The 13,648-nt window shown below is 56.2% G+C and carries 11 protein-coding genes; 2 read left to right on the top strand and 9 right to left on the bottom strand.

The genetic code is table 11. The features are described from left to right. Positions 1 to 17: 17 nt before the first annotated feature. The 5 genes from BUB29_RS00935 to BUB29_RS00915 all read right to left on the bottom strand — a co-directional run bounded on the left by BUB29_RS00935 (position 18) and on the right by BUB29_RS00915 (position 5,018). Complete coding sequence (locus BUB29_RS00935) at positions 18 to 1,295, bottom strand: type II secretion system F family protein (protein WP_033523602.1); 1,278 nt, start codon at positions 1,293 to 1,295, stop codon at positions 18 to 20. A 114-nt stretch (positions 1,296 to 1,409) separates the two neighbouring features. Next, a complete protein-coding gene (locus tag BUB29_RS00930) occupies positions 1,410 to 1,865 on the bottom strand; it encodes a type IV pilin protein (RefSeq protein WP_033523603.1) in 456 nt (151 codons plus the stop codon). A gap of 367 nt (positions 1,866 to 2,232) precedes the next feature. Continuing rightward, positions 2,233 to 2,667 (bottom strand): type IV pilin protein, encoded by a 435-nt coding sequence (locus BUB29_RS00925; protein ID WP_033523604.1) that lies wholly within the window; start codon positions 2,665 to 2,667, stop codon positions 2,233 to 2,235. Positions 2,668 to 3,426: 759 nt separating this feature from the next. Next, positions 3,427 to 4,095 (bottom strand): PilW family protein, encoded by a 669-nt coding sequence (locus BUB29_RS00920; protein ID WP_143155126.1) that lies wholly within the window; start codon positions 4,093 to 4,095, stop codon positions 3,427 to 3,429. A 113-nt stretch (positions 4,096 to 4,208) separates the two neighbouring features. Then, on the bottom strand, positions 4,209 to 5,018 hold the full coding sequence (locus BUB29_RS00915) for a type IV pilus modification PilV family protein (protein WP_033523607.1): 810 nt from the start codon (positions 5,016 to 5,018) through the stop codon (positions 4,209 to 4,211). 303 nt (positions 5,019 to 5,321) lie between these two features. Here BUB29_RS00915 and BUB29_RS00910 point away from each other — a divergent pair, with 303 nt between their 5' ends. Continuing rightward, the gene (locus tag BUB29_RS00910; RefSeq protein WP_033523608.1) at positions 5,322 to 7,067 is read left to right on the top strand and encodes a GspE/PulE family protein; all 1,746 of its coding nucleotides are present in this window, start codon (positions 5,322 to 5,324) and stop codon (positions 7,065 to 7,067) included. Between the two features lie 200 nt (positions 7,068 to 7,267). Then, entirely contained in the window at positions 7,268 to 9,151 is a 1,884-nt protein-coding gene (locus BUB29_RS09985) for a type IV pilus twitching motility protein PilT (protein WP_033523609.1), read from the top strand. Between the two features lie 409 nt (positions 9,152 to 9,560). On the opposite strand, the gene BUB29_RS00900 is transcribed toward BUB29_RS09985, so the two are convergent. The 4 genes from BUB29_RS00900 to BUB29_RS00885 all read right to left on the bottom strand — a co-directional run bounded on the left by BUB29_RS00900 (position 9,561) and on the right by BUB29_RS00885 (position 13,597). Further along, entirely contained in the window at positions 9,561 to 10,091 is a 531-nt protein-coding gene (locus tag BUB29_RS00900) for a hypothetical protein (protein ID WP_143155110.1), read from the bottom strand. A 19-nt stretch (positions 10,092 to 10,110) separates the two neighbouring features. After that, entirely contained in the window at positions 10,111 to 11,421 is a 1,311-nt protein-coding gene (locus BUB29_RS00895; RefSeq protein WP_143155109.1) for a hypothetical protein, read from the bottom strand. After that, the gene (locus tag BUB29_RS00890; RefSeq protein ID WP_159430601.1) at positions 11,396 to 12,670 is read right to left on the bottom strand and encodes an acyltransferase; all 1,275 of its coding nucleotides are present in this window, start codon (positions 12,668 to 12,670) and stop codon (positions 11,396 to 11,398) included. The genes BUB29_RS00895 and BUB29_RS00890 overlap by 26 nt, the downstream gene beginning before the upstream one ends. Before the next feature lie 231 nt (positions 12,671 to 12,901). Then, positions 12,902 to 13,597, bottom strand: a complete 696-nt coding sequence (locus BUB29_RS00885; RefSeq protein WP_033523611.1) for a hypothetical protein — start codon at positions 13,595 to 13,597, stop codon at positions 12,902 to 12,904. Positions 13,598 to 13,648: the final 51 nt, after the last annotated feature.

Below are 13,648 nucleotides of genomic sequence, written 5' to 3'. Positions count from 1 at the left end.
CTTCCTCTCCCCAGCCGTCAGGCGGTGGCGTTCATGGCGTCGAACATGGAGAACATCGGCATGTACAGGCCGAGCACCATGAAGCCGACCACCACGCCGAGCACCAGGATCATCAATGGTTCGAGCAGCGAGGTGAGCTGCTTGGCCATGGATTGCGCTTCCTCGTCGTAGGCTTTGCCGGCGCTGGCGAGCATCTGGTCGATGGCGCCGGAGTCCTCGCCGATGGAGACCATTTGGGTGAGCATGGTGGGGAACACGTTTTCGCTGGCCATGCTGTCGGAGAGGCGGTAGCCGCGTTCCACTAGGTTGGAGACGCGTTTGGAGGCGGTGTCGAGCACATAGTTGCCGGAGGTGGAGCCCACGATGTCGAGGGCGTTGAGAATCGGCACGCCGGAGGCGAGCATGGACGAGAAGTTGTTGCAGAAGCGCGCCAGGGCCACGTTGGTGTTGAGCTTGCCAAATACCGGCGCTTTGAGCAGGAACGGCTCCCACCAGGAGCGGATGAAGTCCTTGTTGCGGTTGCGCCGCCAGAACATGAAGAATGCGATAAGCCCCACGATGACCAGCGGAATGGCCACGGGGGCGACTTTGCCCATGGCCACCATGATCTGCGTGATGAGCGGCAGGGTGGCGTTCATGGACTTGTACATGTTGTCGAACATGGGGACAATGGTGAGCAGCATCACGGCCACCAGCGCCAGGGCGATGCACAATACGACCACCGGGTAGGCGAGGGCGGATTTGATCTGGCCCTGCAGGCGCACGTCCGCTTCGAAGCTGTCGGCCACGGTGATAAGCGATTTGTCAAGGAAGCCGCCGGTTTCGCCGGCACGCACCATGTACACCATGACGGGCGGGAAGATGTCGTCCTCGTTCTCCTCCATGGCCTGGGAGAAGGATGAGCCGGCTTCGATTTTGGCGGCGCATTCCGCCAGTGCGTTGCGCAGCTTCTCGTTGCGGGTCTGTTCGATGACGATGTTCAGCGCGCGGATGAGCGAGACGCCTGCAGAGACCATGGTGGCGAGCTGGCGCGAGGTGACGGCGAAGTCCTTTTTGGAGGGCAGTTTGGCCAGGCCCTTGATTTCGATGTTCTTGTTGAGGCCGGTGCCTGCGGAGAGGTTCACCAGTTCGGTGGGGATGGCACCCATCTGGGTGATGCGCGCCACGGCCTGATCGCGCGAGTTGGCTTCGATGGTGCCTTTGACTTGTTTGCTGCCATCGGGCGTGACACCTTTATACCGCCATTTCTGTGCGGTGTTCTGTTGCATGGGCGTCTGTGCTTGTGCTTTGGCCATGAATTTTCCTTCGTTACCGTGTAGCGTGCAACTTCATGCTTGCGTTGTGGACCGTGCGGGTGTGGCGCCGCGTGCACCGGCCGCGCGACACCCCGCTTCGCGGGAATCGACCGTTCACTGCCGTTCCCCCGCGACGGTCCGACTGTCCTTGGATGTGTACGTATAGGATTTGCATCTGCCGCTGTTGGTGTTGTAGGCGGTGATGCGATATTCGTTGCCGTTCGCCTTATCGTGTTCGACGGCGAGCACGACGCTGGGGGAGACACCGATCGCGCTGCCCTCGACGTGGCAGGTCGTACCGTTCGCACCGCCGTCCACCCTGCCGCAGTCGTCGAGACTCACCTCGGTCAGCGAATTCGCCTGCGATCTGACCGTCTCCATGACAAGATTGGCGTTCTTGAGATCGCTTCGGGCGGCGGAGTCCCAGGCGGCCATACACTGGTTCAGGTAGACCGGGATGGCCACGGCGGCGAAGATGCCGATGATGATGACCACGACAAGCAGCTCGACGAGGGTGAAGCCCTGTTCGCCCTTGGTACGACGCTTCAACGCATTCTGCACACTTCGCATGTCGAATCTCCTTTCAGAGCTATGCCGAAAACCGACCATGGACCCGTACTTCAATCACCGGTTGATTCCGAATGGCTCTTCCCCCACGGAACAACCATTGGGATCATCATCGATCCTCGTTCGCCGCACCGCCCGACGTTGGACGGTGGCTTTCCGCTTCCGCCCGTGTGAGCGAAAGCCACGGCTTGTTGCCGTTACCCCCCCCCCTGTTTCCCCGTCGGCGCGTGCTGTCAAATGCAAGAATTCTGCGAAACAGCTGAAAACCTGATCTGCGCTGCACGATGAAAGACACGTAGAGAGTGGGGTGTCGAAGGTGATGGACACCCTCAACACCCCACTCTTCATAACGCGACTACCTGAGTTTCACTCACTTGGCAGAGATGGTGCCAACAGAGGAATCATAGGTATAAGTCTTGCACTTGCTATCGCTCTTATTTTGACCCGTGATGGTGTACTTGTTGTTGGCCTTATCAAAATCGATAGTCAGCTCGACCTTATCGGAAATGGTGACAGTATCCGCACCAACGGTGCACGTGCTAGGTCCCACCTTTTTATTGCAAGTCGTAGTAAGACCGTCCACCTTGCCGTTATTATTCGTCATGGCAGTTTCCACAACAACACTGGCGTTCTTCACGTCACTCTGGGCGGCGGAGTTCCATGCGGCCTTGCGCTGGTTCAGGTAGATCGGGATGGCCACGGCGGCAAGGATGCCGATGATGATGACCACGACAAGCAGCTCGACGAGGGTGAAGCCCTTTTCGCCGTTGGCGCGACGCTTCAGCGCGTTCTGTACACTCTTCATATTGGATTCTTCCCTCCAATTCAGCGGAGAGTGGCTGCAACCTCATGTCCCACACAACAGACATTTCCAACCAGTGCTTCCCCCACGGAATACCTATTGGAATCGCAACCAATCTCCTGTTGCCGAACGCCCATCTGCGGACTTCCGGCACCTTGCCCTGCCCTTATGGGCAACGCCTCAGTCTTGTGAACTGATGGCTCCTACTGTACGTCGTTCCGCAACCGTTGTCAAACCAAGAAACCCAATATTTGCACCACATCTGTCGATTAACTCGTTTAATTCCTGCAAACGATGGTATTACAGAATCTTTACTTTATTTCATCAACTAATGCATTACCGATCACGCACTCCGCTTTTTCGCACGCATACCCCCGTCGCAACCCCCGTCGTTACAAGGTCTGCGCCACGGCCACAAAACGTTAACGCCGTTTATGTTTATGAAAACACAAAAACAAATCCATGACCATCGCCGCTTCCGCCAGCCTGCCGGCTCCCCGAAAATCCCCTCTGCACCATGTGTCCACATCATGAATCCCGCGTGTCGCACGCCATCGCCGCCTCCGCCATACACCTCTCCATATGCGGCATACCTATATATCAAGCTCCTCAACCAGCCGCACCCGGCACGTGTGGCAGCAACAGGCCCCGCGCCCGCCACCAGCCAGCGGCAGACACAGGGCCCCGAAAACGCTCCGGGCACTACAGCCGAGAACTTGCCCACAGTGCACACGGCCCGGCCCACGGCCCGGCCCACACCGCTCAGCTGCACACCGAAAAATCCGGCGTGGGGTTCGTGGCCTTCACATTACGTGCGGTGAACGTGGTAGTCACATTCGAAGTGATCGGCTTGCCGCCCGAATACGAGCCGGCCACCGGCGAGAAGGTCAGCACCTTCTTCGTGCCGTCCAGGCTGAACATCTGCGCGCCGAACAAGGAATCGTCCGACGTGACACCACTGCTCGACGAATGGTTCATCAGCGAGCCGAGCACCACATTCGAACTCCACGAAGCCGCCCCGGCATCCTTGGTCTTAAGCACCAGCTTGCCATAGGTGTTCACCGTGCCGTTCGCCCACGCGGCCTCATCGTATTGCAGCACCACGCAGCGCTGCTTGCCGGCGGTCTCGCCCGACATAAGCATGGTGACCCGCTGCGCCGCATCATCGTATTCCATGGCGGAGGCATAGCGCACATACCGGTCGATGCGCTGCGTGGCCGTGGCGATCTCGGACGCCGACCTGGTGCGGATCGCATCCGTGGTGGTGGTGTGCAGGAACTGGATGATGGACGTGAGGAAGATGCCGGAAATCATCATGAAGATGAACAACGCCACCATCAACTCCACCATGCTCACGCCACGCTCGCCCCGCCGCGCGGGGAATACGGTACGCCGACCAGCGCCACAGCCTGCCCGAAGCCCACGCCGCATCCGGCGCACAACACCGCTCACACCCGCTTCGCATTCCCTATTCATCGTCACCGCTCCCCCGTTTCCTTCACACGCCTGACGGCTTGGCTTTTGCTCCGGCATCATGGCACCGATCACACAATCAGCTTCCAGTCGGCATTCACGTCAAGCACCATGGACGTGGTGTAGATGCAGGTCTTGTTCTTGGTCAGGTTATCCGGCCAGGTCACGCCCACAACCACGCGGATCACAGGAACATAGGTGCTGGTGGAACCGGACTTGAACGCCTTGGTGACCGGCTTGGTGGGCGTCCACACATCACCCGAGGCGTCGCCGCCGTTCACATAGTCCAGGCCGTGATTGGGAAGCCCCCATGCGCTGGCCGTCTTGACCTGCATGGTGCCGGAAAGCCGGTAGGCCTTCTCCACCACCGTATACACCATGAACTCGGACTGCTTGAAATCCTTGCCGGTAGTGGTACGAGCCGGATGGATGTATGTATCGGAGGAGTCGGCCGTGGCGGCCCAGCCCAGATCCTTCAGTTGCGTGGTGACGGCGCCGTTGGAAGTGAAGGCACCGGCCTTCTGCAATGCCGTATAGGCGTCGTCCACTCTGGACTCGCCCATGCCTTTGGTCAGCTCGTCGAAATACGAGTCGGAATTCACCGAGGCGATCTGCGCCTGCACGCGCTCCACACCATCGTCGCCCAGCGAGACGGCGGTGGAACGCATCTGCTGCGCGTACGATGTGCGAATCGCCGTCACCGCGAACTGCGCCGCCGCCAAGCCGACCAGGCTCAGCACCAGCACGGCCACAATGGTCTCCACCAACGTGAAACCCCGTTCGCCACGTTTCGGCATGCCTCGTTTCGGCATGCGCCCAGCCAGCATCACGCCTTCGGCCCCGCCTTCCTGCGGGAAGCCGACGCCTCTTCTGCGCCCCATATTCAGCCCTTCCACGCCGACGCCCGCCCATCAGTGGGCACGCGATCATAAGACCTGACAACACAACCACGCATTATCACTCTTTGCTTGACTATACCACGATACCGTGCCAACGTTTTCAGGACAGAAGACGTCTCACAAACCGTGCTGTATTAGATTTTTCCAGATTCATCCTTTACAATGACTACGAAAGTCTGCAATTTTTTTGCATACGTTACAGTCCGCGGCTCCGGCAAGCACGGAAGCTCTGAAACCGCGGACGAACAAGCCCCACAGTGGCGTGCGGGGCGGGGAGGAGGAGTCATGAGCATGAGTGACGCCGCAGGAGCTCTGTTCAATTTCAGACGGAAAAACAAAGACGAAGACGACACCGCGCCGCACGTCAGCACCGGCGACATCCCACAGGTGTTCGCACCGACGCCCACCGGAGCCATGCCACGGCACGCCGCCGAAAACATGACGCTGCCCAAACCGGAAATGCCCGAAGCCGGCGACGAGGAAATGGACGAGGAAACCGAACGCGCCAAGGCGCTGGCCCTGGCGCAAAGCCTGAGCTTCCCCTTCGTGGACCTCAACGAATACCAGATCGACGACAGCGTGATGAAACTCGTGCCCGATGACCTGTGCCGCCGCAACAACCTGCTGCCGCTGTCCATCATCAACGGGCGACTCACCGTCGCCATGGCCGACCCGAAGAACTTCTCCGCCATCGACGACGTCTCCGCCATCACCGGCATGCCCGTCATCGCCATGGTGGCCATGCCATCCCAAGTGCAGGAATCCATCAACCGACACCTGCGCGCTAACGCCGAGCTCGACGAGATCTCGCATGAGGTCGCCGTCACCGCCAAAAAGGAAATCGACCTCGAAAAGGACGATGCCGAAGCGTCATCGCCCGTCGCACGATTCGTCACCCTGCTCATCAACCAGGCCATCGACGACCACTGCTCCGATATCCACATCGAACCGCAGGAGGACGGCCTGCTCGTCCGCTACCGCATCGACGGCGTACTGCACGTGTTCCAGCGGGCACCCCGCGCCATGACCGCCGGCGTGATCAGCCGCATCAAGGTGATGTCCGACATGGACATCGGCGAGCGCCGCAAGCCACAGGACGGCCGCATCACCGTCAAGCACAACGGCGAGAAGGTCGATCTGCGTGTGGCCGCACTGCCGACCGTGTGGGGCGAGAAAATCGTCATGCGAATCCTCAGCACCCCGGCAGGCAACCTGAAGGTGGCGGATCTGAACTTCAGCAAACGCAACTTCGAAGTGTATTCCAAAGCGTATTCGCGCCCATACGGCATGGTGCTGGTCACCGGTCCGACCGGTTCGGGTAAATCCACCACCCTGTACGCCACACTGGGCGACGTGGCCAAGCCGGAGATCAACATCATCACCGTCGAAGACCCTGTGGAATTTCGCATGAGGGGCATCAACCAGGTGCAGGTGAACAACAAGGCCGGCATGACCTTCGCCGCGGCACTGCGTTCCATCCTGCGAGCCGACCCCGATGTGGTGCTCATCGGCGAGATCCGTGACGCCGAAACGGCGAACATCGCCATCGAGGCCTCGCTGACCGGCCATTTGGTGCTTTCCACCCTGCACACCAACGATGCGCCGAGCGCCGTAACCCGTTTGACGGAGATGGGCGTGGAACCGTTCCTAGTGAGCTCGTCGCTGGCCGCCGTGATGGCACAACGACTGGCACGACGCCTATGCAAGAAATGCTGCAAAGCCGACCAGGCCACACCGGTGGAACTCAGGCTGATGGGCGTGCCATACAAGCCGGGCGACCCGTTGCCAACCGTGTACCGCCCCGTGGGGTGCCGCGAATGCTCCAACACCGGGTATCGCGGGCGCGTGGCCATCCAGCAGGTGATGGGCGTGGACGCGACAATGGAGGACATGATCGCCAAGGGCGCCACCTCGCTGGATATTCAGGCCGCGGCCGAGGCCGCAGGCATGACCAGTCTGCGTGACGACGGCTGGCAGAAGGTGCTGGAAGGCATCACCTCCGTGGACGAGGTGCTGCGCGTCACCGTGTGACAGTGTGGACAATGCCGTGCCACCGATTTCGTGGTTGTGACCGGCGGCACGGCACACGTTCATACATGTTCATACACGTTCATGCACGTTCATGCACACTGTACCCGCGCTCATCGGGCGGCCGCCCAACGGCCAATGCGCCGGGGCACCGCTCCCCCAAGATTTTCAACGAAGAAAGCAATCGAGATTAAGGACAACACATGACTGATGCGGCAGAGCAGGCCGAGTGGGATTCGGACAATGGCTCATATCTGGCCGGGTTGAAAGGCGTGACCATTCCCGGCACCGCCCCCTCGCTCAACGAATCGCACAAACGCGGTCGCCACGGCTCAACCGAAGACGCGTTGCGAGCCAACGCATCCGACATGATGGGCATCTTCGAATCACTGAACGGCAAACCAGCCGTGCAAATGACCGTCGAATCGATCGTCCCGGCAAAACCGGCCCCGAAAGCCGAAGGCGACGACGCAGAGAACGCAGAGAACACCGACAATGCCAATCAGACGGCACGCGGCAACGAAGACGAACACAGGAAAGCCAACGGCGCAACCGCAGCCTCGCCCGCAGCCGCCCAGCACCAGCCGACCCCACGCCAGTCCGCCCCGAGCCAAGTCGATGCCACAGCACACGGCGACGGCAACAAACGCCACACCAAACCCTGGTTCTCCAAACCGGCCCCCTCCACGCCCGTACAGCGCCCCGCGTCATTCCCCGAAACCCAAAAACCCTCCATGACGCCGGTCGAAGGCTATTACACCATGCCCGAAAACACGTTCGAAGAGCAACAAGACGAGCCATTGACGGCGCGCATGCCCGAACTCGACCCCGAATTCACGCGCGACACCGACACAACACCGAAAATCCCATTGAACAGCATTCCCTCACCGCTGCCCGTCACCGATTTCGTAGTGCCGGAAACCACCGGCTCCGACAAAGACGCCATCCCGCCGCAACGGCTGGAAAAAGCCCGGCTCGTAGAGGAAACCCTACGCGCCGAACACCCCGACGCAGACGACGAGTTCGTAGCCGCCATCCGCCAGCTCGTGGAATTGAACGCCTCCGATCTGCACCTGGTGATCAACGACCCTCCCATGCTGCGCGTGGACGGCAAACTCCAGCCCGCCAAAGGCCTGAGCGTGTGGAACAAAGACCACACCTTCGCCGCCGTGCAGACCATGACCAACGATCTGGAACTCGAACGCTTCAAAGACGACCTGGAACTCGACATCTCATTCTCCATCGGCGACCTGCTACGCTTCCGCGTAAATGTATACCGCGACCGCCTGGGCATCTGCGCCGCTCTACGAACCATCCCCACCGAAATCAAAACCGCGAAGCAGCTCGACCTCGACCCGCGCATCGCCGACCTGGCCATGCTGCCGCGCGGACTGGTGCTCGTATGCGGCCCGACCGGCTCCGGAAAGTCGACCACCTTGGCCGCGATCGTAGACAAGGCGAACGCGGAACGCGCCGACCACATCATCACCATCGAAGACCCGATCGAATTCGTGCACCAGCACAAGCGCTGCGTAATGAGCCAGCGCGAAGTGGGCACCGACACGAAAAGCTTCGCCGAAGCGCTGAAGCGAGCGCTGCGCGAAGACCCTGACATCATCGAAGTAGGTGAGCTTCGAGACCTGGAGACCATCTCCACCGCATTGACCGCAGTGGAAACCGGCCACCTGGTATTCGCCACCCTGCACACGCAGGACGCAGGCTCCACCGTGGACCGTCTGATCGACGTATACCCGGAGAACCAGCAGCAGCAGATCCGCGTGCAGGTGGCATCCACACTGCGCGCCGTGGTCGTGCAGACCCTACTCCCCCGCGCCAGCGGGCATGGCCGAGTGCCCGCCACCGAAGTGATGCTCAACACCCCGGCCGTGGCGGCACTGATCCGCGGCGGCAAAGCCCATCAGATCCGCACGGTGCTGCAATCCGGCGAAAAGGAAGGCATGCACACGCTTGACCAGGATCTGGCGCGCCTGGTGAACAAGGGCACCGTGAAATACGAGGATGCCCTCGCCAAGGTGCAGGTGCTTGAGGAATTCGAAAAGATGGCCGGCGCCCGGTCCGTGTTCTAGAAGCGGCCGAGCCTGAATCCGGAGACGCTTTTCTTTCTTCCGTAACCGCCCCAAGGGTGTGAAGCAGACAAACGGCTTCACACCCTTCTGTTTTGAGCAATCCGATCAGAGCGAACGACGGCAACAGCCGATCGAATTGAGGGATGAGACGGGTCACTCCCCTCTCTGGCGAGTTCGGTAGGGGGTTTTGAGGTTCCGTAGGCGGTTGCCTCCGGAACCAAGACATAAAAACGGCCTGATAAAGCGGATTCCGTAACCGCTTTCCGGCACCGACCATCTACGGAACGCAAAAACCACCTACGGAACCCCGGTTGCGGTCATTCATGCCATTCCTGCCCATCCTCACATGTCGAGTGAATCAATTCGCCGCGAAAACGAAACGAACCGTCACACGGCTTCCATCTTTGCACTACTTGATCTTGCTGCCATCCGACCATTTGATGCCGGCATCTGGCGAATGCAACACACCACGATAGATATCCTTACGGATGTAGATATCCGTATCTTTCTTCGTTCTTGAATCTTTCCAGGGTGTAATGCGCGTTCCAACATGGAATTTGATATAATCGTTTCTTTTATAACCAAGATCCGAGAAATAAAAAGGCTGATAGATGGTGCTGTAGAATTCAGGTTCCTCAGAGGATCGCCATCGCTCGATGTCCTTCCGGGCGCGCTGAGGATCCTTCATCCACTCCCACGAGAGATACGTCTGATTTTCATATGAATTTCCTATGAGATTTGATTTGAAGTACGGATTGGAGATAAGTAGCGTGCCTTCAATCCAAGGAGTGAAGTCAACACATTCCTCACCGGCGCAATACCATTCACCGGATCGAATCATTTGTTTCACCTTGGCGTTTGCCTGCCCCTCAGTGATTCGCGACCATCCACTCATCCACTTATATTTTTCAAGATCATTGTCTTTGATGAAACTTGCCACATAACGACTGGAACTGTAGTCATACTTGATGTCGCACGCACAAGCGCTTACGTTCCAGTACACGCCTATGAACATGACCGACAAATCCGGCGCAACAAAGCATTGCCTTATACCAGAGGAATTTTGAATTGCCTATTTTCTCCGCAACATCCTTCTCAGCTTTCAACAGTTGTCGAGGCACATCCGCCATACCCAATTCTTTTACATCACATGCAATAGTCAGAATCATCAGAAAATATCCAAGAATAATGCCTTCATGATGCATCGAGAAATACATCATGAAGATCACGCTGAGAACAACGTATGGAACCAGCAATAGCCTCAACATATTTCGTCTACGACATATCCAACCGATAACGCACCAGACCATGATCGAAATCGCCGCAGCATAGAGAAATGCTCCGGCGGACAGATCCACCGTTTCCAAGGAGGAATCGCCGGTATATGACGTGAACATCGTCTCAGATGGAAGAAGCAGCCATATGTATAGGTATCGAATCGCGGGCGAGTTGATGTCATCATCGGATTCGCCAATGGCACCGGTCGATGTTCCGTCAATCGGGCGAATGGCATATATAAGGCAAATCGCCAAAACCAAAAGAGCAAGCAAGGCAAAGAATCTGCCTTTATTCAAAAACAGGGATTTGTCGGAACGAATGAAATCGAACACCCACAGCACTGAAAACAAACCGGCAATCACGATGCCGTACGAGCTGGTGAGGCACAGCAGCATCATGCTCAGCACAACCGGCCACGGCTTCTCATCGCGATTCTTCCAGTTAATCGCAACCAAGAACATGGCGGCAATCATCAGTGCATATGGGCGCGAAGTGACACCATACTGGTAGCACAGAAAATACGAGAACGGCATGATGACCTTCAGAATCTCGGGCAGCTTCGTCCTGAATTCCAACAACCAGATCATCAATGCCGCAGTCAGTAGCTGCACGCCTTTGAGGCCCCACTCGTATGGCATGCCAAGCTTTGCGGGAACGGCAAGCAACATCCACCACAACGGCGGATGGCCTTCGTAATGTGTACGGACCGTCAGGAGCTCCCTCCACGAACAGTCTCGGGCGATGAGCCACGCCTGCGCCTCATCGAACCATGGCTCGTGGAAGCACATGACCGTAACGACCACGGCAAGATAAACGATGAACACCGCACTATGGATAGCGGTGCGATGCGTACCGACGAACACCGGAAGAGACCGCAAAAAACGTTCTACGCCCGCTTCCTTTTCTTCTCTTTGCGGAGAACCATCACGCCGACACGCCTTACCAGGCACACGCCTGACGGATTCCTCAGTTTTCGTTGTCGTCCGGCTCATCTACGTTCTCCCTTAAATATTTATCTACAAATCTTTTCTTAATCCGGCGAATGCGAGAACTGGATGATATGTCATTACACAACATGTCAAATAACATATCGGCTTTTCTATCAACGCATATCACGAAACAAATCTGTCGAACAATATCGATAACAATGCATCCAATAAAGATAAGAACTATAATCGCAATGCAAGATAAAATAGCATGATCTGACACGATTAATTTGGAGAAGGGGTATAGTTCATCGCTCCACAGATAATCACGAAGACTAAAATGTTCATGAATCAGATACACGCCAAACGTTGCGGAAGATACCGCATTAATGAACGTGCTGCAGAAATTCCAACGCGAAAAGAGAATCAACAGGCCAAAGGAAACCAATACAATGGGGGCCTTACCCTCGGAACATAGAAAAAGCCGATTATGATCGACATTTTCGATGAATCCCAAATCCATTGGAACATAGTCGCGAATAGCAACATTAAGCACCACAAACAGCGTCCCGACACCGCAGAACAGCATTGCCGCTTTTGTGGACAGCGGCTTCATATACCATCGATAAAATGAGATCAAAATATACAAATACACGAAATACACGAAGCTATAATTTGAGAAATTCATATTTCCCAGGCCAGTCATTCCGTATATCAATCCCCATGCCACAAGAAATATCAAACAGATAATTCCATGACGTTTATATCCTATCTTCTTAAAACCTATAGTGAGAAAAGGATATAGAAGAAGAAACATCACATATGCCGTCAAATACCACCAGTTCCCCGACGCTATAGGAAACAACGACGAGAACACCACGGTTTCATTCGTCAATGATGATTGAACATCCAATAAAGAACAAAGTATAAATATGGAAATACTGTAGAATAAAACTTCTCGCTCTAAATTCCAGATTCTTCTCAACGACTGCCTAAGCTTAGGATCTTCCGCTTCGCATAGGAACCAAGCCGAAATCATGAAGAACAACGCAACACCGATTTTCCCAAATGGAATCTGCATGAGCATGAAGAAACGAAAAGCGGAGGGAGGAAGAATGTCCAATTGAATGGAAGCATGCGTTGCGCAATGATGGCCTACTATCATCAGCATGGCCAGAATACGCAACAGCTCGATTCCAGATTCCCTTCTCCGCCAGCGAGACATCAGACCTCGAAAAGGACCTTCCTTTCTGCCATCTCGCGATAGCCCCTCTTTCTTCGCAACGTCGCGAACTACATCTGACAGCGTTTGCATCTTTTGGTCCTTCATCCCCGGCGACGACTTCTCCCATAGAAAACGTACCATCAGAAAATAGGCACAGTCCAACCAAAGTACACCTATCGGACAGGCAACATCCTCGTTATGCGAAGGTTTGCATAACCTTGCATGCAGATATTCCGCATCCGCCGATATGGAAACGCGCAACCCAAACCGGTGAAACAGGAAACACCCATTCCTTTTCCGTTGCGCGTCCAAGGCCCCGACTTAAGCCTCTTTTTCGTTCTCCTTCAGCCATTCAGCGACTCCCGGAAGCTCACCAGGAACCTCGGCATCATACAGATATTCAATCCCCCTCAGCGGTCGCTGAATCACCGAACGTATCTCTGCATAATCCCCTGACTCGATATATGAGTCAATATCCTTAAAGGCATCCTCGATCGCTTTGACGATTCGAGGACCGCCTTTTACGAATTTCGACGCGTGAGGAAGCGGCTTTATGGCTTCGTCATAGATCCGCTGCCACTCCTCGATATCGTGATCGAATTTCGCCTTCATTCCTCCCTGACCAAGGAACCGCATGATCGGGTTCTTCTCCTGAGCGCGATACTGCCTCCAATCCGGTTTCGCCTTAAACCCCGCCTTGATCGTTTGGGATCGGGCATATTCACAACGATCGGATTCCGCCACCTTTCTCAATGATTTGAATGTAACCAGAATCGGCTCCCACTTATCTTTCCAAGCACGATATTCTTTTCCCTCTTCTGACTGAATCCACATCGAGAACTGATAGTTACTCATTCGACGCGCAAGGTCATCCAATGAGACATGCACCTGTTCGACGTCTTCCTCCAAATCCGACACTTGATCTTCCACATTGCCCACGCGAAAACTCAACTCATTAACGAGTTCCTCCACATCGGAACCGCTTGAGTTTCCCCCACTCTCCCCATAGTTGCCCATCCCGGCTCCTTCGCCTTTTCTTATCTGACAAGATGATTACCTACCCAGCGT

The organism is Bifidobacterium merycicum DSM 6492, assembly GCF_900129045.1.
GTDB lineage: Bacteria > Actinomycetota > Actinomycetes > Actinomycetales > Bifidobacteriaceae > Bifidobacterium > Bifidobacterium merycicum.
This window is presented reverse-complemented; position numbering and strand designations above follow the sequence as displayed.

What these genes read in the sequence shown, in the direction of transcription:
- BUB29_RS00925 (WP_033523604.1), bottom strand. Translation starts at nt 2,667, where the DNA reads ATGAAGAGTGTACAGAACGCGCTGAAGCGTCGCGCCAACGGCGAAAAG.
- BUB29_RS09985 (WP_033523609.1), top strand. Translation starts at nt 7,268, where the DNA reads ATGACTGATGCGGCAGAGCAGGCCGAGTGGGATTCGGACAATGGCTCA.
- BUB29_RS00910 (WP_033523608.1), top strand. Translation starts at nt 5,322, where the DNA reads ATGAGCATGAGTGACGCCGCAGGAGCTCTGTTCAATTTCAGACGGAAA.
- BUB29_RS00895 (WP_143155109.1), bottom strand. Translation starts at nt 11,421, where the DNA reads ATGAGCCGGACGACAACGAAAACTGAGGAATCCGTCAGGCGTGTGCCT.
- BUB29_RS00920 (WP_143155126.1), bottom strand. Translation starts at nt 4,095, where the DNA reads ATGCGGCGTGGGCTTCGGGCAGGCTGTGGCGCTGGTCGGCGTACCGTA.
- BUB29_RS00930 (WP_033523603.1), bottom strand. Translation starts at nt 1,865, where the DNA reads ATGCGAAGTGTGCAGAATGCGTTGAAGCGTCGTACCAAGGGCGAACAG.
- BUB29_RS00915 (WP_033523607.1), bottom strand. Translation starts at nt 5,018, where the DNA reads ATGGGGCGCAGAAGAGGCGTCGGCTTCCCGCAGGAAGGCGGGGCCGAA.
- BUB29_RS00885 (WP_033523611.1), bottom strand. Translation starts at nt 13,597, where the DNA reads ATGGGCAACTATGGGGAGAGTGGGGGAAACTCAAGCGGTTCCGATGTG.
- BUB29_RS00935 (WP_033523602.1), bottom strand. Translation starts at nt 1,295, where the DNA reads ATGGCCAAAGCACAAGCACAGACGCCCATGCAACAGAACACCGCACAG.
- BUB29_RS00890 (WP_159430601.1), bottom strand. Translation starts at nt 12,670, where the DNA reads ATGCAAACGCTGTCAGATGTAGTTCGCGACGTTGCGAAGAAAGAGGGG.